At 66.2% G+C, this 25,895-nt stretch carries 27 protein-coding genes; 10 read left to right on the top strand and 17 right to left on the bottom strand.

Going from position 1 to position 25,895, the window contains the following annotated elements:
* Positions 1-172: 172 nt before the first annotated feature.
* From flgH to JMF82_RS07395, 8 genes are all read right to left on the bottom strand, one after another.
* The gene (flgH, locus tag JMF82_RS07360; protein WP_201313885.1) at positions 173-853 is read right to left on the bottom strand and encodes a flagellar basal body L-ring protein FlgH; all 681 of its coding nucleotides are present in this window, start codon (positions 851-853) and stop codon (positions 173-175) included.
* A gap of 8 nt (positions 854-861) precedes the next feature.
* Positions 862-1,647 (bottom strand): flagellar basal-body rod protein FlgG, encoded by a 786-nt coding sequence (gene flgG, locus JMF82_RS07365; RefSeq protein ID WP_201313886.1) that lies wholly within the window; start codon positions 1,645-1,647, stop codon positions 862-864.
* A 284-nt stretch (positions 1,648-1,931) separates the two neighbouring features.
* Complete coding sequence (gene flgF, locus JMF82_RS07370) at positions 1,932-2,672, bottom strand: flagellar basal-body rod protein FlgF (protein ID WP_201313887.1); 741 nt, start codon at positions 2,670-2,672, stop codon at positions 1,932-1,934.
* Between the two features lie 2 nt (positions 2,673-2,674).
* Complete coding sequence (flgE, locus tag JMF82_RS07375; RefSeq protein ID WP_201313888.1) at positions 2,675-3,892, bottom strand: flagellar hook protein FlgE; 1,218 nt, start codon at positions 3,890-3,892, stop codon at positions 2,675-2,677.
* A gap of 33 nt (positions 3,893-3,925) precedes the next feature.
* The gene (locus JMF82_RS07380; RefSeq protein WP_201313889.1) at positions 3,926-4,603 is read right to left on the bottom strand and encodes a FlgD immunoglobulin-like domain containing protein; all 678 of its coding nucleotides are present in this window, start codon (positions 4,601-4,603) and stop codon (positions 3,926-3,928) included.
* Between the two features lie 17 nt (positions 4,604-4,620).
* Complete coding sequence (gene flgC / locus JMF82_RS07385) at positions 4,621-5,049, bottom strand: flagellar basal body rod protein FlgC (protein ID WP_201313890.1); 429 nt, start codon at positions 5,047-5,049, stop codon at positions 4,621-4,623.
* Positions 5,049-5,447 carry a flagellar basal body rod protein FlgB gene (gene flgB, locus JMF82_RS07390; RefSeq protein ID WP_201313891.1) on the bottom strand — a complete coding sequence of 133 codons (399 nt, stop codon included), beginning with the start codon at positions 5,445-5,447 and terminating at the stop codon, positions 5,049-5,051. Before flgB ends, flgC begins: the two co-directional genes overlap by 1 nt.
* A 2,205-nt stretch (positions 5,448-7,652) precedes the next feature.
* Positions 7,653-8,582, bottom strand: coding sequence for a chemotaxis protein (locus JMF82_RS07395; RefSeq protein ID WP_201313892.1), 930 nt, complete (start codon positions 8,580-8,582; stop codon positions 7,653-7,655).
* 167 nt (positions 8,583-8,749) lie between these two features.
* On the opposite strand from JMF82_RS07395, the gene JMF82_RS07400 reads away from it, so the two are divergent.
* From JMF82_RS07400 to JMF82_RS07420, 5 genes are all read left to right on the top strand, one after another.
* The gene (locus tag JMF82_RS07400) at positions 8,750-10,057 is read left to right on the top strand and encodes a methyl-accepting chemotaxis protein (protein WP_201313893.1); all 1,308 of its coding nucleotides are present in this window, start codon (positions 8,750-8,752) and stop codon (positions 10,055-10,057) included.
* On the top strand, positions 10,054-10,743 hold the full coding sequence (gene flgA / locus JMF82_RS07405; protein ID WP_201313894.1) for a flagellar basal body P-ring formation chaperone FlgA: 690 nt from the start codon (positions 10,054-10,056) through the stop codon (positions 10,741-10,743). The genes JMF82_RS07400 and flgA overlap by 4 nt, the downstream gene beginning before the upstream one ends.
* Before the next feature lie 93 nt (positions 10,744-10,836).
* On the top strand, positions 10,837-11,151 hold the full coding sequence (gene flgM / locus JMF82_RS07410; protein ID WP_201313895.1) for a flagellar biosynthesis anti-sigma factor FlgM: 315 nt from the start codon (positions 10,837-10,839) through the stop codon (positions 11,149-11,151).
* Entirely contained in the window at positions 11,148-11,594 is a 447-nt protein-coding gene (locus JMF82_RS07415) for a flagellar protein FlgN (protein WP_201313896.1), read from the top strand. The genes flgM and JMF82_RS07415 overlap by 4 nt, the downstream gene beginning before the upstream one ends.
* Before the next feature lie 88 nt (positions 11,595-11,682).
* Positions 11,683-12,939, top strand: a complete 1,257-nt coding sequence (locus JMF82_RS07420) for an HDOD domain-containing protein (RefSeq protein WP_201313897.1) — start codon at positions 11,683-11,685, stop codon at positions 12,937-12,939.
* Positions 12,940-13,118: 179 nt separating this feature from the next.
* Here JMF82_RS07420 and JMF82_RS07425 read toward each other — a convergent pair whose 3' ends face one another.
* The 3 genes from JMF82_RS07425 to JMF82_RS07435 form a co-directional block, all read right to left on the bottom strand.
* Positions 13,119-13,577 (bottom strand): host attachment protein, encoded by a 459-nt coding sequence (locus JMF82_RS07425; RefSeq protein ID WP_201313898.1) that lies wholly within the window; start codon positions 13,575-13,577, stop codon positions 13,119-13,121.
* A gap of 176 nt (positions 13,578-13,753) precedes the next feature.
* Positions 13,754-14,422, bottom strand: coding sequence for a DUF1045 domain-containing protein (locus JMF82_RS07430; RefSeq protein ID WP_201313899.1), 669 nt, complete (start codon positions 14,420-14,422; stop codon positions 13,754-13,756).
* A 438-nt stretch (positions 14,423-14,860) separates the two neighbouring features.
* On the bottom strand, positions 14,861-15,325 hold the full coding sequence (locus tag JMF82_RS07435; RefSeq protein ID WP_201313900.1) for a phasin family protein: 465 nt from the start codon (positions 15,323-15,325) through the stop codon (positions 14,861-14,863).
* A 442-nt stretch (positions 15,326-15,767) separates the two neighbouring features.
* On the opposite strand from JMF82_RS07435, the gene JMF82_RS07440 reads away from it, so the two are divergent.
* Positions 15,768-16,190 (top strand): PepSY domain-containing protein, encoded by a 423-nt coding sequence (locus tag JMF82_RS07440; RefSeq protein ID WP_201313901.1) that lies wholly within the window; start codon positions 15,768-15,770, stop codon positions 16,188-16,190.
* 118 nt (positions 16,191-16,308) lie between these two features.
* On the opposite strand, the gene JMF82_RS07445 is transcribed toward JMF82_RS07440, so the two are convergent.
* On the bottom strand, positions 16,309-16,629 hold the full coding sequence (locus tag JMF82_RS07445; RefSeq protein ID WP_236585346.1) for an HU family DNA-binding protein: 321 nt from the start codon (positions 16,627-16,629) through the stop codon (positions 16,309-16,311).
* On the bottom strand, positions 16,571-16,849 hold the full coding sequence (locus JMF82_RS21970; RefSeq protein WP_236585347.1) for a hypothetical protein: 279 nt from the start codon (positions 16,847-16,849) through the stop codon (positions 16,571-16,573). The genes JMF82_RS07445 and JMF82_RS21970 overlap by 59 nt, the downstream gene beginning before the upstream one ends.
* A gap of 143 nt (positions 16,850-16,992) precedes the next feature.
* On the opposite strand from JMF82_RS21970, the gene JMF82_RS07450 reads away from it, so the two are divergent.
* Both JMF82_RS07450 and JMF82_RS07455 read left to right on the top strand, forming a co-directional pair.
* Positions 16,993-18,645, top strand: a complete 1,653-nt coding sequence (locus JMF82_RS07450) for a M28 family metallopeptidase (protein ID WP_201313903.1) — start codon at positions 16,993-16,995, stop codon at positions 18,643-18,645.
* 231 nt (positions 18,646-18,876) lie between these two features.
* Positions 18,877-19,134 carry a hypothetical protein gene (locus JMF82_RS07455; RefSeq protein ID WP_201313904.1) on the top strand — a complete coding sequence of 86 codons (258 nt, stop codon included), beginning with the start codon at positions 18,877-18,879 and terminating at the stop codon, positions 19,132-19,134.
* A 151-nt stretch (positions 19,135-19,285) separates the two neighbouring features.
* Here JMF82_RS07455 and recQ read toward each other — a convergent pair whose 3' ends face one another.
* The gene (recQ, locus tag JMF82_RS07460; RefSeq protein ID WP_201313905.1) at positions 19,286-21,100 is read right to left on the bottom strand and encodes a DNA helicase RecQ; all 1,815 of its coding nucleotides are present in this window, start codon (positions 21,098-21,100) and stop codon (positions 19,286-19,288) included.
* 273 nt (positions 21,101-21,373) lie between these two features.
* Entirely contained in the window at positions 21,374-21,712 is a 339-nt protein-coding gene (locus JMF82_RS07465; protein WP_201313944.1) for an MGMT family protein, read from the bottom strand.
* Between the two features lie 88 nt (positions 21,713-21,800).
* On the opposite strand from JMF82_RS07465, the gene JMF82_RS07470 reads away from it, so the two are divergent.
* The gene (locus tag JMF82_RS07470; protein WP_201313906.1) at positions 21,801-22,205 is read left to right on the top strand and encodes a hypothetical protein; all 405 of its coding nucleotides are present in this window, start codon (positions 21,801-21,803) and stop codon (positions 22,203-22,205) included.
* Between the two features lie 152 nt (positions 22,206-22,357).
* On the opposite strand, the gene JMF82_RS07475 is transcribed toward JMF82_RS07470, so the two are convergent.
* Together JMF82_RS07475 and JMF82_RS07480 are read right to left on the bottom strand one after the other, a co-directional pair.
* Entirely contained in the window at positions 22,358-23,479 is a 1,122-nt protein-coding gene (locus tag JMF82_RS07475; protein WP_201313907.1) for an inorganic phosphate transporter, read from the bottom strand.
* Positions 23,480-23,557: 78 nt separating this feature from the next.
* Positions 23,558-24,187, bottom strand: coding sequence for a pit accessory protein (locus tag JMF82_RS07480; protein ID WP_201313908.1), 630 nt, complete (start codon positions 24,185-24,187; stop codon positions 23,558-23,560).
* A gap of 311 nt (positions 24,188-24,498) precedes the next feature.
* On the opposite strand from JMF82_RS07480, the gene JMF82_RS07485 reads away from it, so the two are divergent.
* Entirely contained in the window at positions 24,499-25,821 is a 1,323-nt protein-coding gene (locus JMF82_RS07485) for a hemolysin family protein (protein ID WP_201313909.1), read from the top strand.
* The last annotated feature ends 74 nt before the right edge of the window (positions 25,822-25,895 follow it).

Here is a 25,895-nt window from a genome sequence, read left to right on the forward strand (position 1 = left end):
GCAGGCTTCAGTCCCTTCCCCCTGCTTGCAGGGAAGGCAGACTTCAGTCCCTTCCCCCTACTTGCGGGAAAGGCAGGCTTCAGTCCCCTCCCCCTGCCTGCAGGGGGAGGTTGGGAGGGGGTACAACCTTGCGCCAGTCCACGCAGGAACGAACCCATCTTCAGCACGTTCATCAGTACGGCATCCACTTGGAATTGAAGAAGCGCGACAGCCAGCCCTGCGTGTTCGCGTCGGCCAGCGAACCCTTGCCGGTATAGGCGATTTGCGCGTCGGCCACGCGAGTGGACGGCACGCTGTTGTCCTGCAGGATGTCCTGCGGGCGCACGATGCCGGAGATGCGGATCAGCTCCTGCCCCTGGTTGATGGTGAGCATCTTCTCGCCGCGCACCAGCAGGTTGCCGTTGGAAAGACGCTGCGCCACGGTGACGGTGATCGAGCCGGTGAGCTGGTTGCTCTGGCTGCTGTCGCCGCTGCCGTCGAAGCTGCGGTTGCCGGCGGTGGAAATATCCGCCGCCTTGCCGCCCACCTTCAGCGCATGGCCGAGGATGGTCGGGGCGGTGATGTCGGTGTTGTCCTTCTTGCTGGTGCTGGTGCTGGCCTTCTTCGACGCCTGCGTGCTCTCCACCAGCGAAATGGTGAGGATGTCGCCCACGCGATGGGCGCGCGCATCGTTGAACAGCTCCATGCCCTGCTCGGCGTGATAGATCGCGCCGTCGGTCGGCGGCGCCGCGTTCTGCTCCACCGGCATGGTGGCAGCCCACTGGTGCTCGTCGCGCGGCGGCTGCATGCCGCAGCCCGCCAGCAGCACGAGCGCCAGCGCAGTGGAAAGACGGGACAGGGAACGGAAGGACATGGCGGTGCTCACATCTTGTCGGTCAGGTCCTGCAGCATCTGGTCGGTGCTGCTGATGGCCTTGGAATTCATTTCGTAGGTGCGCTGCGTTTCGATCATGTTGACCATCTCGGCCACCACGTTGACGTTGGAGGACTCCAGCGAGCCCTGCAGCAGCGAACCCATGCCGTTGAGCGCGGGCTGCCCGGTCTGGGGCGCGCCGCTCGAAGCAGTCTCGAGATACATGTTCTGCCCCATCGGCTGCAGGCCGGCGGGGTTGATGAAGTCGGCCAGCTGCAGCGTGCCCAGCGTCTGCGGCGTGGCGGATGCCGTGGTGGTGGCCGACACGGTGCCGTCGCTGCCGATGGTCATCGACTGCACGTTCGGCGGCACGGTGATCGCCGGCTCCAGCGGATAGCCGTCCGAAGTGACGAGCTGGCCGTTGGCATCGGTGTGCAGCGAACCGTCGCGCGTATAGGCCACGGTACCGTCGGGCATGCTCACCTGCAGGAAGCCGCGACCCTGGATGGCCACGTCCATCGAGCTGCCGGTCTGCGTGATGTTGCCTTCGGTGAACAACTTCTCGTTGCCCACCACGCGCACGCCGGTGCCCAGCATCAGGCCCGAGGGCGACAGCGTCTGCTCGGTGGTCTGGCCGCCCGGCTGGCCCTTGTTCTGGTACATCAGGTCCTGGAACGCCGCGCGCGAACTCTTGAACGCGGTGGTATTGGCGTTGGCCAGGTTGTTGGAGATGACGTCCATGCGCGTCTGCTGCGCATCGAGGCCGGTCTTGGCGATCCACAAGGAAGAAAACATCGGTTACTCCTGGAAAGAGTCCAAATACGGTTGGTACGTAGCCTGCGTTGGTTTCATGTGCCCGCCAGGGAACGGGGCGTGGCGCGGGGCTGACTGGCCGTCAGCTCAAGCCGTGCATCGCTTCCTGGCGGGCACATGAAACCAACCCTCCGGGCCGGCTCTGTTTGCCCGCCAGCCGGCGTCATCACTGCGTCACGTATCGACATACATTCCCTCGTTCTTCCTGGTCTGGCAGGCAAACAGAACCGGCGCGGGCGTACCAACCGTATTTGGACTCTCCTGGCTCAGTTGGACTGAAGCAGCTTGGTGGCGGAATCGGCGTTGTCCTCGGAGGCCTTGATGGACTTCACCTGCATGTCGTACTGGCGCGAGAGCGCGATCATCTTCACGAGCTCCGCCGACGGATTGACGTTGCTGCCTTCGAGCACGCCCGAGGCCACCGTCACCGTGGGATCCGCATCGGCGGTGCCGCCGCCGGCGATATGCATCAGGCCATCACTGCCCTGGACGAGCTGCGCCGCGTCGGGATTCACCAGCTTGAGGCGATCGAGCGTGGTGACCGAGTTGGGCCCCTGGCCCAGCGGCACCGAGGAAATCGTGCCATCGCTGCCGATGTTGATCTCCGCCGCCGGCGGGATGGTGATGGGACCGGAACCGCCCATCACCGGGTTGCCGCGCGCATCGACCAGCCCGCCGTCGGCGGTGAGCTGCAGGTCGCCCGCGCGCGTGTACGCTTCCGAACCGTCCGGCGCCTGCACCGCGATCCAGCCCGGACCGCGCACCGACACGTCGAGCGGGCGCCCGGTGTCGATTTGCGAGCCCTGGGTGAAGCTCTGGCCCACGCCCTGCGCGACGGCATTGATGCGCGAGGGCGAACCCTGCCCCAGCACCGGCACGCTCTGGAACGCGGTGAGCTCGCTCTTGAAGCCGACCGTGGACGCGTTGGCCAGGTTGTGGCTCACCGCTTCCTGCGCACGCATGATCTGCGTGGCGCCGGTCATCGAGACGTAGACGGAACGGTCCATGGTCAGCGCGATACGGCGTTGAACAGCGCGGAGGCCAGCGTGTTGTCGGTGGACAGCACCTGTGCGTTCGCCTGGTAGTCGCGCTGCGCCTGGATCATGTTGACCAGCTGCGCGGTGGTGTCGGCGGTGTTGGAACTTTCCAGCTCGCCCGACTTGATGTTGCCGTACTCGCCGGAGCTGGCCGTGCCCATCACCGCCGGTCCGGAATCCGTGCTGGATGCCCAGGTGGTGTTGCCCAGCTGGCGCAGCCCCTGCACGTTGGCGAAATTGGCGACCGCCACCTGCCCGATCTGCGTGCTCTGGTTGTTCGAGTAGGTGGCGGTGATCACGCCCTTTTCGTCGATGTCGATGCCGGTCAGGGTGCCCGCTTCAAAACCGTTCTGCAGGATGCTTCCGGCCGCATAGTCGGTGCCGTACTGCGTGAGGTTGGTGACACCGAGCGAGAGCGTCAGCGGCGACGAGCCATTGCCCAGGTTGACGGCGTTGAAGGCAAGCGTGCCGTTGGTCGGCGTGGTGAGCTTGCCCGTGCTGTCGAAGGTCATCGGCTGCGTGCCGGCGCTCTGGCCGTCGACGTAGAGATTGGCGTCCCAGGTGTTGGTGCCGGTCTTGACGTAGTAGATGGTCGCCTGGTGCGAACCACCCTGCGAGTCGTACACCGTCACGGGCGCCGCGTTGTTGTACGTGGTGGAGTCGGTGGTGCTGAACGCGCCGGTCGGCACGGTGGCGCTGGCGGGGAGGTTCGAGGCCAGCGTGATGGCCGACGTGGCCGTGGCATTGCTCTGCGCCGTCACCCAGTTGAAGTCCGACAGCGTGCTCATGTCGAAGCCGCCCGCGCCGTTCGGCGGGTAGATCTGCAGGCGAGCGCCATCGGGCGTGGTGACGTAGCCGTTGGAGTTCTTCATGAAATCGCCGGCGCGGGTGTACTGCGCGCCATTGCCGTTGTTGACCACGAAGAAGCCGTTGCCGTTGATGGCCAGGTCCAGGCTGTTGCCGGTGGTCTGCAGGTCGCCCTGGTTGAACTGCTGCGCCACGTTCTGCAGCATTACGCCGCTGCCGACGGCCGTGGAATTGAGGTTGAGGCCGGTCACCGCGAAGACATCGGCGAACTCCGCGCGGGAACCCTTGAAGCCCGTGGTGTTCGCGTTGGCGATGTTGTTGGCGATGACGTTGAGATCGGACTGGGCCGCATTGATGCCGCTGAGCGCTGTATTCAGTGCCATGTTCGGTTCCTCGTAAGTAAACGCAGCGAGCGTTTAAAGAATTTGTGCCACCTGGCTGAGCGACACGCCGCCCACGCCCGAGACCTGCAGATACGTGCCCACCGAATCGCCGCCGTAACCGACGCCGGTGACCGTGCCGGTCACGTAGGTGTCGAGCGTGCTGCTGCCGGCGGTTGCCTTGAGCGTGTAGTTGCCGCTGGCCACCGTGTTGCCGTTGTCGTCCTTGCCGTCCCAGGTGAACTGGGAAAGGCCCGTGCTTTGCGAACCCAGGGGAATCGTGCGCACCACGTTGCCGCTGCCGTCGAGCACCTGCACCGTGACGCTGCTGGCCGCGGTGACGTTCACCGCACCCTTCATGCTGCCGGTGCCGTCGTAGCTCATCGTGCTGGAGGGCACCATCACCTGGCGGTTCACCAGGTTGGACGAACTGAGCACCTGCGAGGTCTGCAGCGCCGAGTTGATATTGCTGCTCAAGGTCTGCAGGTCCGTATCCAGCTGCTGCGTCGTCGACAGCTGGCTGAATTGCGCCATCTGCGAGACGAACTGCGAGTTGTCGACCGGATTGGTCGGGTCCTGCGCCTGCAGCTGGGCCGTCATCAACTTCAGGAAGTCGGCCTGCGTCATGGTGCTGGACAGCGCCGAGTTGACGTTAGACGTGCCGGTCGTGGCGCTGGAGCCGGTGGTGCTGCTGTTGCTTGGAATCGTGGACACGTGGGTTTCCTCCCGGCTTACTTGCCGAGGTCGAGGGTCTTGAGCATCAGCTGCTTGGTGGTGTTCATCACCTCGACGTTGTTCTGGTACGAACGCGAAGCGGAAATCATGTTCACCAGTTCATCGATGGGGTTGACGTTGCTGCCGTAGACGTAGCCGTCGCCATCGGCCATCGGGTTGCCGGGCTCATAGCGCGCCTGCACGTCGGCCTGGCTTTCGGTAACGCCTTTCACCTGCACGCCGACGCTGCTGTCGCCATCGGCATTGCCCGCGCCACCGAGCGCGCGCTGCACCGCCGAGAACAATGGCTCCTTCGCGCGATACGCGCCTTCGGGCGTGCCCGACACGCTGTCGGCGTTGGCGAGGTTGCTGGCCACGGTGTTGAGGCGCAGCGACTGCGCCGCCATGCCGGACCCTGCAACATCGAAGATCTTGAACATTGACATCACTGGCCCCCGGTAATGGCGGTGCGCAGCATGTGGATCTGCGCGGTGATGAAGGAAAGGCTGGCCTGGTAGTGCACGCCGTTGGCGGCGAAGTTGGCCTGCTCGGCCTGCGCATCGACGGTGTTGCCGTCCATGCTCGGCTGCGTCGGCACGCGATAGGCCAGCTGCGTCGCCGCCTGCGCCTGCGGGTTGATCTGCCCCGGCTGCGTGATGCTCATCGCCAACCCATCGCCCTGCCCGCTGGCACTCGCCAGCGCCTGCTTGAAGTCGACATCGCGCGCGAGATAACCCGGCGTGTCCGCATTCGCCAGATTGCTGGCCAGCACCTCGCCGCGACGCTGCCAGAGATCCAGCGCCTGCGTGTGCAAACCGAACAGGTTGTCGTTGATCGAACTCATTGCTCGCTCCTGCGGCGGGGGCCGCGGGAGGGTTTGAGCAAGTTGCGTGCCACGGGGGTTGGGGGCGGCGGAAGCCGCGCCGTTGCTGGATTTGCGAGGGATGGGGCAAGTGTTTGGCAGGGTGCCCGAGGCAGGCTGACGGAAATCCGACGCGGACGGCAACGGCTTCCCGTCGCCCCCATTCCCCGCCCCCCCGCATCCCTTTGTAGGAGCGCACCCTGTGCGCGACAGCCTTTCGCGACAGCCTTTCGCGACAGCCTCCATGGTCGTCATCCCGGCGCAGGCCGGGATCCAGTAGTGTCCAGTCTTCGGCTGTCGCGATACGGCCAGGTTGCCGCCTACGCAGCGGGCGTTTCGACGTCCTGCCGGCGACGCGAAGCTAGTCCCGTGGGACGACGCGAAGCTAGTCCCGTGGGACGACGCGAAGCTAGTCCCGTGGGACGCTCGAGTCACTTTTCTTTTGCTGGCCCACGCACGCGCTCTTTGCGTGCGAACGGCGAAGCCGGCCCGCAGGGCGGAGGGCGGAACGCCCGGAGTCAAAGATCCCACGGGGACTAGCTTCGCGTCGAAAGTAACCCAAAGAAAATGGCCTTCAGGGCCAAGGCTCATGGCAGTACGTGGGATAGAAGCGTCGGCCGATCGAGGCCAGCCGTGATGCGCTTGTTACTACCTCGAACGGAGCCGCTATACCGCCACGCGCCGACGCGAAGAGGACTTAAAGCCACTTCGCTGAGTCGTGATGAAGCCTATGGGCTGCCGCACCCTTTCCCCCTCTCCCCTCCGGGGCACGCGGGGAGCGGCCATGGATGGCCGCGGCTTTGAGGAGCGAGGAGAGGGCTCGGGTGAGGGGGGGGGCTCGCCAAAACCTCTCCTATCTCTGTAGGAGCGCACCCAGTGCGCGACCGCCACGCCGGAACATGCCGCGGTAGTCGCGCCCATCGCGGATCGAGGCAACCCTGTCAGTCCGCGGTCGCGCACTGGGTGCGCTCCTACAGAATGGGACGGCGGCCTTCAGCTCCTCGACGCGATGTGCCGCGCAGCGGCACGAGCCTTCAATGACCCCCTGTGGGGCGGTGAGGGGTGGACGATCAGGCCCCGCAGGGGTGCCCGACACGGACGTCGGGCACTTTTCGTCCGGGCAGGAGCCCGGTCGAAAAGCCCGGCCGCCCCTCACGGACTGGCTGGGCGTAGCCCGGCCAGCGCCACGCGGGGTGCCTTTCTCTTTGGTTACTTTCTCTTGGGCAAGCAAGAGAAAGTGACCCGGCCTCCGGCAGGAGGGCGGAAGCCCGCCGCAGGCGAGCCCGGTCGCGAGAAACCAACAAGTGCAATGCCAAAATCGTCGTCCATCGAAACGATGAACATGCAGACAGGCGCGAAAGCGCGGTCGCGCACTGGGTGTGCTCCTACAAGGGGACACCATGCGGAGAAAGTGACCCAGGGCAGCGGCTCGAAAGCACGCCGCGGGTGAGCCGGGTCACGAGAAACCAACAAGTACAACGCCAAAAATCTTCGCCCATCGACACGATGAACATGCGGACCGTCGCGAAAGGCTGTCGCGCACTGGGTGCGCTCCTACAGAGAGAGGGAGGTTGTCGCTCGCGATGTGCCGCTCCGCGGCACGAGCCTTCCCCCATCCCCTGTGGGGCGGTGAGGGGTGGACGAATAGGCCCCGCAGGGGTGCCCGACAGGGATGTCGGGCACTTTTCGTCCGGGCAGGAGCCCGGTCGAAAAGCCCGGCCGCCCCTCACGCACTGGCTGGGCATCGCCCAGGCAGCGCCACGCGGGGTGCCGTTCTCTTTGGTTACTTTCTCTTGGGCAAGCAAGAGAAAGTGACCCGGCCTCCGGCAGGAGGACGGAAGCCCGCCGCAGGCGAGCCAAGCCGCGATAAGGAAGAATGCAACCGAAACATCGACAATCTTTGTCTATCGAAAGACGAACATGCAGACCGGCGCGAAAGGCGGTCGCGCACTGGGTGCGCTCCTACAAGGGAGTCTACGCGACGAGAAAGTGACCCGGGCCGCGGCAACGGCTCGGAAGCACACCGCAGGCGAGCCCGGTCACGATAAACCAACAAGTACAACGCCAAAAATCTTCGCCCATCGACACGATGAACATGCAGACCGGCGCGAAAGGCGGTCGCGCACTGGGTGCGCTCCTACAGAAAGCCGGCTGGATACACGCGCCAAACCACACCCGGCGCGAGCCCTAAAACTTCTCGAAATTCTCCGGCAGCAACTCCAACACCGTCTGCGCCAGCAGATCCGGCTGGAACTTCGCCACGAAGCGATCCGCGTTCACCTCGCGCACCATCGCCTCGTTGAAAATGCCGCTGATCGAACTGTGCAGCACCACCTTCAGCGGCCGCAGCTCCGGCGTCTCGCGAATCGCGCGCGTGAGCGCATAGCCGTCGATGCGCGGCATTTCGATGTCGGACACCACCAGCGTGACGCCCTCGCCTTCCGGTGCATTGGCCAGTTCCTTGAGTCGCTCCAGTGCCTCGCGGCCGTCCTGGGCAACCACGCACTCCACGTCCATCTGGCGGAACAGGCCCACCAGCTGGTTGCGCGCGACCAGCGAGTCGTCCACCACCATCACGCGCCGCGGCTGCAGGTCGTGGAAACGGGCGATGCGCTGCATGGGTTCCGACAGCGTGGTGGTCGTCGCGTTGAGGCTGGCGAGCACCTGCTCGACGTCGACCACCGCCACGAGGGCGCCATCGACGCGCGTGACGGCGTTGACACGGCTGCCGAAACCCAGCGCGGGCGCGGGGGCTTCAAGGTTGTCGCCGTCGCACTGCACCAGGCGCTGCGGATCGGCCACCAGGAAGCCCTGCACCGTCCGGCTGAACTCCGTCACCATCAGGTGTGCCGCCGCTTCGTCGCGCAGCGGGGCGTAACCCAGCGCCACGGCGAGGTCGATCACGGGAATGGTCATGCCGCGGTAATCGCAGCTGCCGGCGATGAGCGGATTGGCGCCGGGCATGCGCTCCATTGGCGGGCGACGCATCACTTCGCGCACCTTGAAGACGTTGATGCCGTAGAGCTGCTCATCGCCCATGCGAAACAACAGCATGGCCACGCGGTTGTGGCCCGCCAGCCGGGTCTGCTGCTCCACCTTGTCCATCCATGCGCTCATGCGCACTCCTCGCAGGCGGCCGGATGCCGCGATCACTTCCGACGTATCGGCACGCGGGGCACGCGCTTGAGGGGCGCGGGCAAACGGTGGCACGTCGCTTGCTTCTCAAGTTCCGACGTCTCGCGCCGATGCCAGAGACGAACCTTTTAGGAAGGAACGATCCACCCATGAGTCTTATCTGGAGCCAGCATCTCGCCGAGCTTGCGCGCGCCGCCGCGGCGGGCGACCAGGCACGGGTGGCGCAGCTGTCAGCCCGCCATCCCCGCGCCGCGCAGGCCTTGGCGCCGTTGCTGACAGCCGTTTCCACCACCCCGCCGCCCGCCGCCGTGGCGCTGCAGACGCTGGAACAGCAGGGGCTGGTGCTCAGCTCCGCGCAACAGCTGTCCCGCGAACAGGCGGCCATGCACCAGTCCGCCCAGGACAGCCGCGAGGACGTCGGTCGTTTGACGGACGGCAGCGCCGGAATCTCGACATCGCTACAGCAGATCGCCACCGGCCTGGATTACGCGCGCCAGACCGGCCAGGCCAGCGAGCGCAGCGTCAGCGAACTCGATGGCCAGTTGCGCCTTCTGCGCACGGCCCTTTCCGCCATGAGCCGCAACCAGAGCAAGCTGGCCGAGGAAGTGGCGCAGATCCGCAAGCTCACCGGCGTGGTGCAGGAAATCGCGCACCAGACCAATCTGGTCGCGCTCAATGCCGCCATCGAAGCCGCGCGCGCCGGCGAAGCTGGCCGCGGCTTCGCCGTGGTCGCCGACGAGGTGAAGCAACTCGCCGAAAAGACCAGCCAGGCCACCGCCGAGATCGAACAGGTCACCGGTTCCATCGGCGAGTTCTCATTGCAGCTGGACGGTGACGTGCAGCAGGGCATGCAGCGCCTCGAGCGCGCGCAGTCCGGCGCCAGCCAGACCGGAACGTCGCTGCAGGACAGCGGCGAAGCCCTGCGCCAGGTCGCCGACCGCATCGCCACCATGCACAAGAACCAGGATGCACAGCACGCCCGTGCGGTCGCTGCGCAGGCCGCGCTTGGCGCGTGGCACCGCCGCGCCGCCGAGGCCAGCCGCCAGGCCGAGGCGCTCAGCCGTGGCGCCCTGCTCGCCCATCGCCTTGCGCTCGACTGGCTGGAAAGCGAGAGCGGCGAAGATCCGGCCAGCCTCAGCCTTACCGTGCGCGAGGCCGCGCAGAGCCTGCGCCAGGCGATGGATCTCGCCCTGCAGGAACCGGCCGCGCTGGACCGTCGCTGGTTCGACACGCAACCGCTCAGCCGCACCCTGCGACGCCTGACCCACGGCCGCGATGCCCATCCGGCCGCATCCGCGCTCACCGCCGCCGGCATGCGCCTGCGCGAGCAGGGCAACACCTTCGCGACCCTGCTCTGCGACGGTCACATCGATCAGGCCAGCCAGCTCGTGCCGCAGTTGGAGAGCGAACGCGAAACGCTGCTGGCCCAACTCAACGCGCTGCTGGCCGACCTATGACGCGTCGCCTGCTGGCCGGCCTGCTGCTGTGCGTGTTCGCGCTGCCCGCTTTCGCCGCGGAACCGGCGCAGGCTGCGCGCGCCACCGCCGAGCAGTGGCTGCGCGGCCAGTACGCCACGCCGGGCGCCCGCGTGGTGGCCCAGGCGGGCACGCTCGATCAGCGGCTGCAGCTCGCACCCTGCCCGGCCGCGCTGGACGCAAGCCTGCAGGAAGGCACGCGGCTGATGCCGCGCATGAACGTCACGGTGCGTTGCCCCGGCGCCGAAGGCTGGACCCTGCGCGTCCCGGTGCAGCTGCAGGTATTTCGCCAGGTGCTGGTGATCGCACGCCCGCTTCAGCGTGGCGACGGCGTCAGGCCCGATGATGTGCGCAGCGAAGAGCGCGACGTCACGCGCCTGGGCTACGGCTATGTCAGCGACATGGGTGAAGTGGAGGGCCGCACGCTCTCCCGCGCCATGGCCGCCGGCAGCGTGCTGACCCCGGCCGCGCTGGGCGGTCGCACGGCGGTGAAGGCCGGCGACCAGGTGCAGCTGGTATCGCGCCTGGACGGTATCGAAGTGCGGGCGAGCGGCGTGGCGCTGGGCAGCGGCGACAGCGGCTCCCGCCTGCGCGTGCGCAACGGCAGTTCGGGCAAGGTGATCGATGCGATGGTCACGGCGCCGGGCGAGGTGCTCGCCCTGCCATGAGCGCCTGTTCCAGGCTCTAAGGAATCACCCTAAAGTTTGGCGCCGCCCTGCCGATCCTGACGGTAACAGGGCCAAAACCAGAGAACGGACCCCATGAACACCACCATCTCCAACAATGGCTTGCCCAAGCTTCCCCAGGCCCCCAGCGGCCAGGGCAGCTCGACGCAGAACGCCAGCGGCACGGCCGGCAGCGAGGCCGCCGGCGGCACCGCCGGCGCCGACGATCGCGTCCAGCTGACCGATTCGGCCAAGGCCATGCAGGAAGCCGCCCGCACCCACAGTGGCGCCGAAATCGACACCAGGAAGGTGGAACAGCTGCGCCAGTCCCTGGCCAACGGCACCTACAAGGCCGATCCGGGCCGCATCGCCGATCGCATGCTGTCGCTGGAAAGCCAGCTCAAGTCATGAACACCTCTCTGCAAGCCGAACTGGACCATGCCCTGACGGCCGCGGTCGAGGAGATGCGGCTCGCAGTGGAGCAATTGGCCGACGCGCTCCACGACGAGCGCGCCGCACTTGAAACCGCCGATGTCGACGGGCTAAACCGCGCAGGCGCCGCGAAACACTCGCTGATGCTCAAGCTGGAGCAGCTCGACGGCGAGCGCGTGCAGCTGAGCCAGGGCGCCCCCGAGGCTGCCCGCGAGCTGGCCCCGAAGTGGCAGCAGATCCTGCAATCGCTGCGTGCCTGCCAGATGCTCAACCAGCGCAATGGGCAGCTGGTCGGCGTTCGCCTGCAGCAGGTGCGCAAGGCGCTGGCCGTGCTGACCGGCAACGACGCGGAAGCAAGCGTGTACGGCCGCGCAGGCGAACTGCGCACGAGCCTGCGCTCGCAGACCCTGGCCGAGGCATAACCATCATGGCGCGCATCCCCGTCTCCTCGATGCGCACCTGTCAGCCGGCGACCGCCGGCCTCCCCCACTGCCACCACATCGACCGACCATGAGCGAAGCCGCGGCCATCCCCTCCGCCCACGAAGGCGCCAATGCAAGCGAACAACCGCTGCCGGTCATCCGCTTGCCGATGCTGGACACCAAGCGCGAACTGTTCGCCTACGAGATCGTGTTCCAGAACGAGGCCGAGGACGAAGCCGCGCTGATGCGCCGCGCACTCGCGACCATCACCGACGGCGCGCTCGCCCGCCTCGTGCGTGGCAACCGCACCTTCCTGCGCCTCACCCGCGAGCTGCTGATGGAAGACACCGACGTGCTGCAGCACCAGCCGCGCTTCGGCGTGCTGCTGCAACCGGAGGCTGCCACCGACGCCGCCCTGCTCGATCGTCTTTCGCGCATGGCCCAGCGCGGCTGCCCGCTGATGCTGGATGCCGGCGAGACCCCGCTCGAATACAACGTCGCGGTGGAGCCGCTGCTCAAGATCGTGCAGTACGTGCGCCTGGATGCCAGCAAGCTGGACCCGGCCACGCTGCGTACGCGCAGCGAGTACCTGCACGCGCGCGGCATCCACGTGATCGCCGGCCATGTCGACGACCACGATACCTATCACCGTTGCGAAGCGCTGCCGGTACAGGCGATCCAGGGCCAGTTCCTGCTCAAGCCCGAACCCGTCGCGGTTCCGGTGCTCACCGCCAACCGCCTCAGCCTGCTGCGCTTGATGAAGGCGCTGGAAGAAGGCAATCCGGGCCCGGTCGAGATCGGCCAGATCGTGCGCGACGACGCCATCCTGAGCTACAAGCTGCTGGGCTGCGTGAACTCCGCGTACTTCGCCCTGCCGCGGCAGCTCAAGTCGGTGCAGCAGGCCGCGATCTTCTTCGGCGCCAACCGCCTGCGCAACTGGATCTACACCATGGCGCTCGGCGGCGTGGGCGACCGCCCGCCCGAACTGCTGCGCGCCGCGCTTATCCGCGCGCACATGTGCGAAAAGCTGGCCCAGCACATGCCGGGCGAACAGCGCGAAATGGCCTTCACCGCCGGCCTGTTCTCGCTGCTCGACACCCTGATGGAAGCCCCGATGGATTTCGTGCTGTGGCACCTGCCCCTCGCACGCGACATCAGCAGCGCCCTTCTGGAAAACAAGGGCCCGTTCGCGCCCTTGCTCGAACAGATCCGCGCCTGGGAAGCCGGCGACCTCCGCGGCGGCGAAGCCCAACCGCAAGTCATCCGCCGCATGGCCGCCATCTACCTCGAAGCCACGCAATGGGCCGACCACGTCTTCGCCTTCGCGGACCAGCGGCCGAATTGAGCGGTGCCGCCCCCGTTCCGAACGGATGAGGGCTGAGGCCCAAGGGTGGGCTCGCCGGGGCAGCGCGCGCCTCTTCCCGGGGCGGGGCGCCATGCGCCCCTCGTCCCGGCGGCCTCCCCCACAGGGATGACCCTCGGGTCGCCTGAAGGGGAGGGAAAACGCGGCGCCCTCAACAGGCCCTAGACCCCGACCATCGAATACAACTTGTCCGGCAGGTGCCCGCGAATTTCAGCGGCATTCCGCTGCACAAGGTTCTTGTCCACCTCCAGCGTGATGCACTCGCGCGTCGAGGTATCCAATCGTTCGCGCAACGCCCCCAGGAAGGCCGGCGCGGCGATGAGCACCAGCGCATCGAACTTCCGCTCGCAACGTGCCTTGTGCAAGAAGCGGCTCAACTGGACGGCGAAGTTGGTCGCCTCCTGCTCGGTCGCCGCGGTGTCGGGATCTTCGGCGTGCCGGCCCGCGCCATGGCTGTCGAAGGAACGACCGGGACGATCGGAGACCAGGTCATGCTCCTGCAGGCGGCCTTCGGGATGGATGAAGGCATTGAGTTCTTCGAGAGGCCCCATGGGCTGGCTGGCCTGGAACAGGCGCGCCGCAGCGCGATTGGCAACCATGATCCATACGATCTTGTTCATCACGCGCTCCCAGGATGATGTCACCAGGAATGCCGTGGGACACCATGCAGCCTTCACAGGCAGATGCGCCGCCACTTCACGGAGGTTCCGCGCGTAGCCGTCAAGCCAGCGTGAGCAGGGACCGGGATTTCACGCAAAGCAACCATGAATGCCTCCTCGCAGGAGGAGAGCCCCTGTCAGGCCGCCGAAGCCTTGCGCAAGGGCATTCTCTCGAGCACTTCGAACGGCGCGCCGGCCGCCCGCTCCGCGCAAATGGAAAGCGCATCGACGCGTGCGACGGGTATCGCGGCCGCACGCAGGGCGAGCCAGCGCTGCAGGGCATGCTCTTCCTCGACGGTGGCAGGCGCGGACAAGGTCATGTGGAAACGATAGCGTTCAAACACGTAGGGATATCCGTAGCGCTGTAGATAGTGGGTTTCGATGGCGTCGAGCCCGCGTACGCGACGCTGGAATTCGGGTTCGACCAAGGGCGCCCGCAGTCCCTCGATCGCTTCGGTGCATGCGGCCGCCATGGCGCTGATGGCGGCCCGGTCGCTTACCGGGCGCAGGGCCAGAAAGCCGCCCAGACGGCTCAATCGGAGCGGGACCGTGGTTGGCGCATACGATTGGGCCACGACGTTGACCACGCGACGCAGCTCGTCATAGCCCGCATCCGGCGACAGCGTGAACGGCGAACGCACCGTCGCATGCCAGCCATAGCGCCGCACGTCGGCGAGCAACTCGTTCCATCGCTGCAACGGGATGCCGGGGATGCCGTTGGGCGCGGCTTCGCCACCTAGCCAGTCGCGCCCCAGCGCACCCAGGGCGCTGGCGGGAGCCGGGCAGAAATAGATGGCGTAGCGCATCAGCCAGCCGTCCCCGGCACGAACGGCGCTTCCGGCCACACGGCAGGCTCTCGATCGACCCGATACTGCAGCACCCCAACCATGCTCCCCTTTCCCCTTGTGCGGACCCGATCCCGCTGTTTCGGCCCACCGTGTCGACGGCGGCTCGCCGCGACGCGGGAGCCGCCTAGCTAACTAGACGAATGTGACAACACGTCGAAACGTGCCATCGCCCTGCGCCATCGTCCTTGATGTAACCCCATGGCACGCGGGTGCCGTGAGCCGCCATCCGTGGCGTGGCAAGGGCCGGGCTTCGCTGCGTGACGAAAGCTCGGCGGCGTTCCACAGTTCAACATGGATGCGCCGCCGGAGTAGCGATGCAGTGGGCAGATTGGGCGCCCATCCACCCTGCCCGACGGCACGGCGGCCAGGCGAGGGACAGTGCCTCCGTGCGCCCGCCTACTTGTTGCCGCCGCCCGCGCCATGCTCCGTCGCCCACGGCCATGCCCGCCCCCACTGCGCCATGGCGTCGCTCCAGGGCGCATTCGCGACGCTGCCCAGATCGGACATGCTGCCCAGTGCGCGTGCCGTGTCCTTCTGCCAGGTCTGGATCGCCTCCTGCAGGCCCTGGGCGAAATGGGCCTGCACGCTCGCGGCGATGTGATTGGTCACGTTGGCGTCGCCCAGGCGCTGCTGCAGCATGCGCCCGAAGGTCTCGGCCGGCATCGTCGCCAGCGCCGACCAGTCCTGTGCCTTCAGCAGCTGCTCCACGCGTGCCTGCGATTCGGCGATGCCGTCATCCACGGCGCGCGTGGAAAGCTCCAGCCATTTCTTCCAGTTTTCCATCACCAGCTTGCTGATGCGAAGCTGAAGTTCGCTGTTGGCCTTGTACAAGGCCAACGGTAGATCGCTCGTGTGATTCATCGTGACGCCCTCGTTGAAAGATGCCTGCCGCGGCCGCTTCACTTGCTTCGGCCGATTGCCCTGCACAAACGCCGCCATGCCGGCCGCGCCACGAATGGCCACCTCCGGCTTCGCCCGAGCATGGACTGTCCCGGTTCAATAAAACGTGTGGCCACCGGCGGCTCCGCTTTTTGCACCGGGCTTCGCGACTGCTTGATGACGCCCGGGCGACAGGTCCCCTCCCGTCCGCTTGGTGCCTCGCAGCCAGGCGCCTTGGGAAAGGTGCGCGATACCCGTGCGTCAGCGCGGGGCTCTCCGCGTGCCGATGCCGTGCGCGTTCGGAGCAACGGCAGCCCTGACAGCCGGAGGTGGCGCCGTTCAGCTGATAGTCCGTTTGCATTCACCGCGTGTTGTTTGCGCGCATGCCAAAACTCGTGCTCCCCGCCAACAAGAGGCATGAGCAATGAAGAAGATCGCTTCGTTGACCATCGCGACGGCCCTGGTCTTTGCCGGCATGGCCATGGCGCAGGATGCGCTCACCGAACACCAGGTGCAGTCTTCGCTGGAGCGGCAGGGCTACAGCAAGGTGCACGACCTGGATTTTCGCAATGGCGTATGGACGGCCAAAGCGCGCAGCGCGAACGGCAAGAATGTTGCCGTGCGCGTTGATCCCAGGACGGGCCAGGTGTTCCCGGACAAGCCGGTGTCGCGGTTGAGCGAAGCGGATGTACGCGCATCGCTGTCGACCCAGGGCTATACCCACGTGCATGACGTGGATTTCGATGGGGGCGTGTGGACGGCCAAGGCCGACAACGAGGCCGGCAAGAAGGTGAAGCTGCAGCTCGATCCGGAAACCGGCCGCGTGATCGGCTCCGATCGCCATTGATGCACGACGGGCGCCTGCTCGGCGCCCCATAAAAAAAGGCCGCCCGAGGGCGGCCTTTCGGACCCTGACCGGGCGCGCCCTGGCGGGAGCATCCGATCGAGGGGTCGGATAGCAACGCTTACTGCGCGGCGTCCTTGAGCTTCTTCAGCGCGCGGACCTTCAGCTTCACCGTGGCCGGCTTGGCAGCGAACCACTGCTCTTCCTTGGTGAAGGGGTTGATGCCCTTGCGCTTCGGCTTGGCCGGCACGTTGACAGCGGTGATCTTCAGCAGGCCCGGCAGCGTGAAGTGGCCAGCACCCTTCTTGTGCACCGAGGAGGTGACAGCGCCCTCGAGCGTGGCGAGCACGGCACGCACGTCCTTGGCGACCACGCCGCTGACTTCAGCGATGTGGGCAACCAGGCCCGACTTGCTCAGTGCTTCCTTGATCGGCTTCTGCACGACTGCCTTGGCGGCCGTCTTCGCTGCCTTCGGAGCGGCCTTCTTCTTTGCTGCTGCTTTCTGCGCCTTCGCCATACATTTCCCCGTGGTCATCGAGATGATGTGTTGAATGCCTTTCGGCATGCGGAATGTATGGCATGGCGAGCGCCACGCCAAGCTGCAGAACGGAAAAAATGCGGTTTTTTTGCCGCTTTGGCCTGACAGGGGTGAAGAAAGTCACGATCGGGCCCCTCGAAAGGCTGTTTTTCAGGCCTTTTTCGTGTCCCCCGTCGCCGTCTTCCCCCTCAGCCCGGCACGAGGCTATGGACCGGCGCCAGCACCGCTATCTACTATCGGGACTCGTTTAACCGCTAGGTGCGCCTCATGAAGCGATTGGCCTTATCCCTGCTCGCCCTGTCCGTGTCGTCGGCACTGTTTGCCGCGACCGCCCCGACCATCGATCCGCATCGCCTGTCGGACGACGTCAAGACGCTTTCCTCCGATGCCTTCGAAGGCCGTGGCCCCGCCACCGCCGGCGAGAAGAAGACCATCGACTACGTGATCTCGCAGTTCAAGGCAGCCGGCGTGCAGCCCGGCGGCGACCTCAAGAACGGCAAGCGCGAATGGACCCAGGCAGTGCCCCTGCTGCAGTCGGATATCGCGGGCACGCCGTCGCTCTCCTTCACCGTCAACGGCAAGACGGAGAGCCTCACCCAGGGCCAGCAAATCGCCGTGCGCGCGCCACTGGACGGCTCCAAGGCCGTGTCGCTGAAGAACGCGCCGCTGGTGTTCGTGGGCTACGGCGTGAAGGCGCCGGAGCGCAAATGGGACGACTTCAAGGGTGTGGACCTCAAGGGCAAGATCGCGGTCGTGCTGATCAATGATCCGGACTTCGAAACCGGCGTGGGCGACTTCGGCGGCAAGGCCATGACCTATTACGGCCGCTGGACCTACAAGTACGAGGAAGCCGCCCGCCAGGGCGCGGCCGGCATGCTGATCGTCCACGAAACCGCGCCGGCATCCTATGGCTGGGCGACCGTGGCCAACTCCAACACCAACACCCAGTTCGACGTGGTGCGCGACCATCCCGCCAGCGCGCATACGCCGGTGGAAGCGTGGATCCAGCGTGACGTCGCGGTGGACCTGTTCAAGGCCGCGGGCCTGGATTTCGACGCGCTGAAGAAACAGGCGCAGACGCGTGACTTCAAGCCGGTGGAACTGAAGGGCGAAGGCTTCACGGCCGACTTCAAGGTCAATTCCAAGGTCATCACCTCGTACAACATCGTCGGCCGCATCGAAGGCACCAAGCGTCCGGACGAGACGGTGATCTACAGCGCGCACTGGGATCACCTGGGCGTGGGCGCCCCCGATGCCAAGGGCGACAAGATCTACAACGGCGCCGTGGACAACGCGACCGGCACCGCCGCGCTGATCGAACTGGCCCGCGCCTTCGCCGGCCAGCCCAAGCCGGAGCGTTCGGTGGTGTTCCTCAACGTCACCGCCGAGGAAAAGGGCCTGCTGGGTTCGGAGTACTACGCGTCCAAGCCGCTCTACCCGCTCGCCACCACCGTGGCCGACATCAACATGGATGCGCTCGATCCGCACGGTCCGGCACGCAACTTCACCATCTCCGGCAGCGCCAAGCTCGACCTGCTCGACGAGCTGACCGACACGGCCAAGAAGTGGAGCCTGGTGTACTCGGCGGATCCGAAGCCGGAAGCGGGCCACTTCTTCCGCTCCGATCACTTCCCGTTCGCCAAGCGCGGCGTGCCGGCGATCTCGTTCGGCTCGGGCAACGACTGGGTGGATGGCGGCCTCGCCGCAGGCAAGGCCGCCGAGGACGAGTACGTGGCCAAGCACTACCACCAGCCGTCCGACGAATGGCAGGCCAGCTGGCCGTTCACCGGCATGGCGCGTGACCTGCAGATCCTCTACACGCTGGGCAGCGACCTGGCCAATTCGGACACCTGGCCGAACTGGAGCAAGGACTCGGAGTTCCGCGCCGCCCGCGACGCGACCGCCTCGCAGCGCAAATAAGCAACACCGCCGTTGAGACGAAGTACGGCCCGCAGCGATGCGGGCCGTTTTTTTATGCGTTGAACAGCTTTTTCACTTGTTGCTGAATCTCGTGACGCCGCAACACAAACGCAGCCTGACCGTCATGTCCGATCCGTGCGGATGCCACGCAATCGTCGCGTCGGAATAACGGGAAAGTCATGCGCGATAGGCAGTCTATGCAGACCCGCCGTAAAAAGAACGTCTCATACCATGCTGGCGCAATACGTTTACCCTTCGAAAACCGGCCTGTTCCGCATCATTCGCCACGGCCGCCAATGGCGCGTGCTTCATGACGAACAGGAAGTGGGCCGCCACGACACCGTCGAAACCGCGCTGATCGCCACCCGCATTGCCTGCCCGCAAGCGCGTCTGCCCGGCGAACTCGACCAATGGCGCTACATCCCCGAACTGGCGCTGGCCCATTCGCGCGTTTCCGCGGACGGCACGCATTGGCCATTGGCAGGGTGAGCGCAGCTTTTATTCCCTCTCCCCGCCGGGGAGCGGGTTGGGGTGAGGGGGTGCTGGCGGCAGCCTTTCCACGAAGCCCGTCCGATATCCCGCCACCGCAAGGGTGACCCTCACCCTGCCCTTTCCCCGGAAGGGAGAGGGAAAACCCACATCACTCGTGCGCGTTGATCACCGCGAGGAAGTCCCTGCCATAGCGCTTGAGCTTGGCCTCGCCCACGCCGCTGATCGCGCCCAACTCTTCTTCGTTGGACGGCAATGCGCGCAGCATCGCCAACAGCGTGGCATCGTGGAAGATGACATAGGGCGGCACGCCATGCTGCTTGGCGAGCTGGGTGCGCAATTTGCGCAATTCATCCCATAGTGGCTGCTCGTAGGCCTCCACGCCCAGGCTTCCGCCTGTCACCAGCTGGCTGTCGCGGCGTTTGCGCGAGGCGCGTACGGGTCGCGCATCTTCTCGCAGGCGCACGGAGCGCCCGCCCACCAGCACCTCGCGGCTCGACCTGGTAAGCCGCAGCGTGCCGAAGCCCTCCGCGTCGGCCTCCAGCAGGCCCATCGCCAGGAGCTGCCGGAACACGGAGCGCCACTGCTTGTCGTCCATGTCCGCACCGATGCCGAACGTGGAAAGCCGATCGTGGCCCAGCTCGCTCATGCGCGCGCTGTCTTCGCCGCGCAGGATGCTGATGACGTGGCCCGAACCAAAGCGCTGCCCGCTGCGATACACCGCCGAGAGCGCCTTCTGCGCGGGCACCGTGGCATCCCAGGTCTTCGGCGGCTCGATGCAGTTGTCACAGCGCCCGCAGGGGCCGTGGAAGGTTTCGCCGAAGGCCGCCAGCAACCGTTCGCGGCGACATTCCGTCGCCTCCGCGTAGGCAAGCAACGATTCCAGCTTCTGCCGCTCGACGCGCTTGCGATCGTCGGCCGATTCGGACTGCGCGATCATCTGGCTCATCGTCACCACGTCCGACAGTCCGTAGATCATCCATGCATCGGCCGGGAGGCTGTCGCGACCGGCGCGGCCGGTTTCCTGGTAATAGCCTTCCATGCTGCGCGGAAGATCCAGGTGCGCGACGAAGCGCACGTCCGGCTTGTCGATGCCCATGCCGAATGCCACGGTGGCCACCATCACCAGGCCGTCCTCGCGCAGGAAACGCCGCTGGTGCGCATGGCGCGTCGCCGAATCGAGGCCGGCGTGATAGGGCAACGCATCGATGCCCGCCTCGGCCAGCCAGGCCGCCGTCTCGTCCACCTTGCGGCGGCTGAGCGCATAGACGATGCCTGTTTCGCCGCGGCGACGCTCGAGGAAATCCATCAACTGCCGGCGCGCGTTGTGACGCAGGCCGACCTGGTAGCGGATGTTGGGTCGATCGAAGCTGGAGACGAACTGGCGTGCCTGCTGCAACGCCAGGCGTTCGACGATTTCGTCGCGCGTGCGCTCATCCGCCGTGGCGGTCAGTGCAATGCGCGGCACCTCGGGAAACCGTTGGTGCAGCACCACCAGTTCGCGATACTCGGGGCGAAAATCGTGGCCCCATTGCGATACGCAGTGCGCTTCGTCGATGGCAAACAAAGCCACTTCGGTGCGTTCAAGCAGGCCGAGGAAGCGCGGCGTCAGCAGGCGCTCCGGCGCCACGTAAAGCAGGTTCAGCTCACCGGCGAGCAAGCGCCGCTCCACTTCGCGCTGGTCTTCCGCACCCAGGCTGGAATTGAGATAGGCCGCGGCGACGCCGGCCTCGCGCAACGCGTCCACCTGGTCCTGCATCAGCGCGATGAGCGGCGACACCACGATGCCGGTGCCTTGCCGCACCAGGGCGGGAATCTGGTAGCACAGCGATTTGCCGCCACCGGTAGGCATGAGCACCAACGCATCGCCGCCCTCGATCAGATGCCCGACGATGGACTGCTGCTGGCCGCGGAACTGGGTGTAGCCGAAAACGCTGTGGAGAATGTCGAGAGGGGAAGGAGGCATCGGGAAATGCTAGCAAATGCGGCCGCACTCCCGTGCCCTGCAATGCCCTCCGCGCGTGTAGGAGCGCACCCAGTGCGCGAAAAGCCTACGGAGCGAACGCGACACCCAGGTTGATGGCCTGATGGATGCGAAAAAGGCGCCACAAGGCACCTTTTCTCCTTGCCGCCGGCTTTTTGTGGGAGCGCACCCAGTGCGCGACAAACCAACGAAGCGGAACCGACATGGCTCTGCGGTCGCGCACTGGCTGCGCTCCTACAGGAGGGGCATAACGCCTCAGCCTGGCATGCCCCACAACGCGCGATCCAGGTTCGCATCGAGCCCGAAACTCGCCAGTGGCACCTTCCCGTTGCGCACGTCGACGCCTTCGGCCTTCAGGCGCTTGCTCTGCTCCCGGAAACCCCGGCTGCCCTGCGGAAAGGCGATCTGCCCGCTGGAACGCAACACGCGATGCCATGGCAGCTCCATGCCGTCAGGCACCATGCCCAGCGCCCGGCCGACCAACCGGGCGCGCCCGGGCAGCCCTGCCCTCGTGGCGATCGCGCCGTAGCTGGCGACGCGCCCACGGGGTATCGCCGCTATGGCATTCCAGATGCGCTCATAAGCATCGTCGATAGCGCTTTCCATGATCTTCAACAGGCCCTTTACAGCAGGTCGTGGCACAGTAGCGGGGCTCTCGCCGCCTGCCAAGGAGACCGCACCCATGCGCCATTTCGAAGCCGTGCGTTCCCACGTCGGCAGCCTGCACGAGCTGCGCCACAACGATCCCTACTTGATCAGCTTCGACCTGTCGCTGCCGCATGACCGGCACCAGGGCATCTATCTCGCCGAGCTCGAAGACGAGGCGGGTCGCCGCTACCTGCGCATCTCCACGCCAGTGGGCCCGTTGGCAGGTGCCGACCCCCGGCGCTGCCTCCGTTTCAACTGGGAGCAGCGCAAGGGCTTTCTCGCGGTGGCCGACCTCGATGGCTCGCCCTACCTGCACCTGTGCGAGAACCGGCCGTACGAACTGCTGGATGCCGCCGAACTGAAGCGGCTGATCGAAGAACTCGGTGCGCTCGGCGACCAGCTGGAGAGGATCGTCGCCGCGGGCGGCGACGACCTGTAACCCCGCGCCCTCTTAACCTGTAGGAGCGCACCCAGTGCGCGAAAAGCCTACAGAGCGGCAACGCGACCACCCTTGGTCGAAAACGCACGCGGCTCCGCGGTCGCGCACTGGGTGCGCTCCTACATCAGCTGAAGCCGGGGCGCGCCGCAGGCTCAGAACATGCCAGCCAACCGCACGAACCCGTAGGCCAGCAGCGCGGTGATCGGCAGCGTCAGAATCCACGCCCACACCATGCGCTCGACCACCGACCAGCGGATGGCGTTCCAGCGCTTGGCAGCGCCCACGCCCATGATCGAGGCGGACACGTTGTGCGTGGTCGATACCGGGATGCCGAAGGCGGACGCGGTGAGGATCACCGCCGCCGAGCTGCCTTCGGCGGCAAAGCCGTTGATGGGATGCAGCTTCACCATCTTGTGGCCCAGCGTCTTGATGATGCGCCAGCCACCGCCCGCCGTGCCGCCCGCCATGGTCAGCGCGCATACCACCGCTACCCATGCCGGCACGTCGAAGCCGCCGGTCGACGAGCCGTGGATGCGCAGGAAGCCCAGCCATGACGGCAAGCCATCGAACTGGCCGGCCGTAGTGGCGCCGGCCAGTGCGAGAGCGATGATGCCCATGCTCTTCTGGGCGTCGTTCATGCCGTGCGCCAGGCCCATGGCGCTGGCCGAAACGATCTGGGCCTTGCCGAAGAACGCGTTGACGAACGGCGTGCGCCCCAATCGCCGCAGGAGGCCGGTGCGGCTGGAGAACCAGCTGAGCAGCGCGTACAGCGCACCCATCAGCAGGAAGCCGATGACGAAACCCATCAATGGCGACGCCACCATGGGCACGATCACTTTGGGCACCACGCCCTTGCCGTCCCACCAGTGCGCGCCGCCCTGCGACCAGATCACCGCGGCGAAATTGTTGCCGGACGATGCGATGGCGGCACCGACGAGCGCGCCAACCAGCGCATGGCTGGAACTCGACGGCAGGCCCCACCACCACGTGATGAGGTTCCACGCGGTCGCCGCCAGCAACGCGCAGATCAGCAGCTGCGGCCCCGCCTCGATCACATGCGTGTCGATGATGCCGGCGGCGATGGTCTTGGCCACCGCGGTGCCCCACAAGGCGCCGATCAGGTTGGTGATCGCCGCCAGCATCACGGCCTGCCCCGGCGTCAGCACCTTCGTGGCCACGACGGTGGCGATCGAGTTGGCGGTGTCGTGGAAGCCGTTGATGTAGGTGAAGGCGAGTGCGATGAGCACGACCGCAATGGCGAGACCGATGCTCATGCATGCACTCCGTGCACCACGACGAAAGCCCGGACCAAAGCCGGGCGGCAACGAGAAGAGGACGTCATCGCGCTGGCCTCAGGAGTTCTTCAGCACGATCGAATAGACGATGTTGCCGACGTCGCGGCACTTGTCGATGGCCTTCTCGATCAGCTCGAACAGGTCCTTGGCCAGCATCGCACGCATGGCGTCGTTGCCTTCCACGTAAAGGTTGCGGTACGGCGAGAGCAGCATGCGGTCGCCTTCCGATTCCAGCGTCTGCAGGCGATCCTGCAACTTCTTCACCGGGTCGATGCGCAGGCCGCGGCGCAGCTCGCCGATCATTTCCGAGACCACGGCGGTGGCGCGCTCGAGCACCAGCGCGCGCGCGGCGAAGTCCACGTCGGACACGCGCCCGGCGATGATCTCGTAGCGCTCGGCGAACTTCTCGATGGTCTTGGGGATCTTGTAGAGCGCCGAGTTCAGCGCTTCGATGTCCTCGCGGTCGAGCGCGGTGACGAAGGTGTTCACCAGCTCCTCGCTGATCTGCCCGGCAAGTGCCTTTTCGCGCGCACGCGCGGAAGCGAAGGCGGCCATGACCGGGGCGTGATCCTTGCCCGTCACCAGTTCATGGAGGGCCTTGGCGCTCTCGCGCGCCGCTTCGGCGCTTTGCTCGAGCAGGCCGTAGAACTTGTCGCCTTTGCCGAAAATCGTTTGCAATGAAAACATGCAGTTATTGCCTAGGGTGCGGGGGCTGAAATGACGGATATGTTACAGGACGCCCCTGCCGCACCGCATCACGGGCTTCGCGACAGGCTGCCGCGCTCCCGAACCCCTTGCGGGGATGACCCCATGCAGGCGTTACCGGTTCTGCGGGCGGTATCCAGCCGGCCCACCCACCGCGGTGCGCGGCCTGCCCAGGAGGCCAGCCTGCGCGACGCCACGCCACACGCCCTGCAGGCTGGCTGTGATCAGGGCATCCCTGGCCTTACACTCCGTCTCATGTCCCCACGCGACCTCCCCCGCTCCGCCCGGCCGCCATGCTGACCGAAATCGCGACCGTCATCGTCCTCTCGCTGTTCAACGGCTTCTTCGCCTTGTCGGAAATGGCCCTGGTGGCCTCCCGCAAGACGCGCCTGAAGCAGATGTCCCGCACCAGCCGGCGCGCGCGGGTGGCGCTGCGCAATGCCGAGGCCCCCGAGCGCTTCCTCTCCACCGTCCAGGTGGGCATGACCCTGGTGATCCTGGTGACCGGTGCGCTGGCCGGCGATGCCCTGGGTGACCACATCGCCCAGGCCATCCACGGCGGCCGGGCGGCATGGCTGGAGCCCTACGCCAAGGTCGTGGGCCTGGTGCTTGGCTTCGTGCTGATCTCCTTCATCCAGATCGTCATCGGCGAACTGGTGCCCAAGCGCGTGGCGCTGTCCGCGCCGGAGAAGTTTTCCGGCTACGTGTCGATGCCGATGATGGTGCTCTCGCGCCTCACGGCGCCGTTCGTATGGATGCTCAATCTCTGCAGCGGGCTGATCCTGCGCATGCTCAACGTGAAGCAGCGCGGCAGCGACGTGGCGACGGAAGAAGAAATCCGCCTGCTGGTGGCCGAAAGCGCCGAGCACGGCATCCTCGATCGCGACGAGCACAACATGGTCAACCGCGTGCTGCGCCTGGGCGACCGCACGGTGGAAAGCGTGATGACCCCGCGCACGCGCATCGTCTGGCTGGACCAGAACGCGGGTTACAAGGAGAACGCGGCAATCCTGCGCGACACCCCTTATTCGCGTTATCCGGTGTACCGAGGCGACGAGAGCGACATCGCCGGCGTGGTGGAAGTGAAGCGGCTGCTGCGCGGCTACGAGCAGGGCAAGCCGGACCTGTTCGGCCAACTGGTCAAGCCGCTCTACGTCCCTGCCACGGCACGTGCGCTGGACCTGCTGGAGGAGTTCCGCGACGCTGAAACGCAGCTCGCCCTGGTGGTGGACGAGTACGGCGACATCGTCGGCCTGGTCACGCTCAACGACCTGCTGGCCGCTATCGTCGGCGCCACCCAGCTCGGCGGCAGCGGCCCGGAGGAGAGCCCGCTCATCACGCAGCGCGGCGATGGCAGCTGGCTGATCGATGGCTCGCTGTCCATCGACGACCTGCGCGAGCTGCTGCAGGTGGATGCACTGCCCGGTGAGGAAGAACACGAATACCGCACCGCCGCCGGCATGGTCATGGCCGCGCTCGGCCATATCCCGCAGACCGGCGAGATATTCGAGTGGCACGGTTTCCGGGTGGAGGTGATCGACCTCGACGGCGCGCGCATCGACAAGCTGCTGGTGATGCGCAAGCCGCAGATCGATGTGGAGGAAGACGGGTTTTAGCCGCAAGCTTCTTTGTGGGAGCGCACCCTGTGCGCGACCGCGGCACCGCGCTGGCCTTCGGTTGGAGGTTGTCG

It is taken from the genome of Dyella sp. EPa41 (assembly GCF_016586165.1).
Classification (GTDB): domain Bacteria; phylum Pseudomonadota; class Gammaproteobacteria; order Xanthomonadales; family Rhodanobacteraceae; genus Dyella.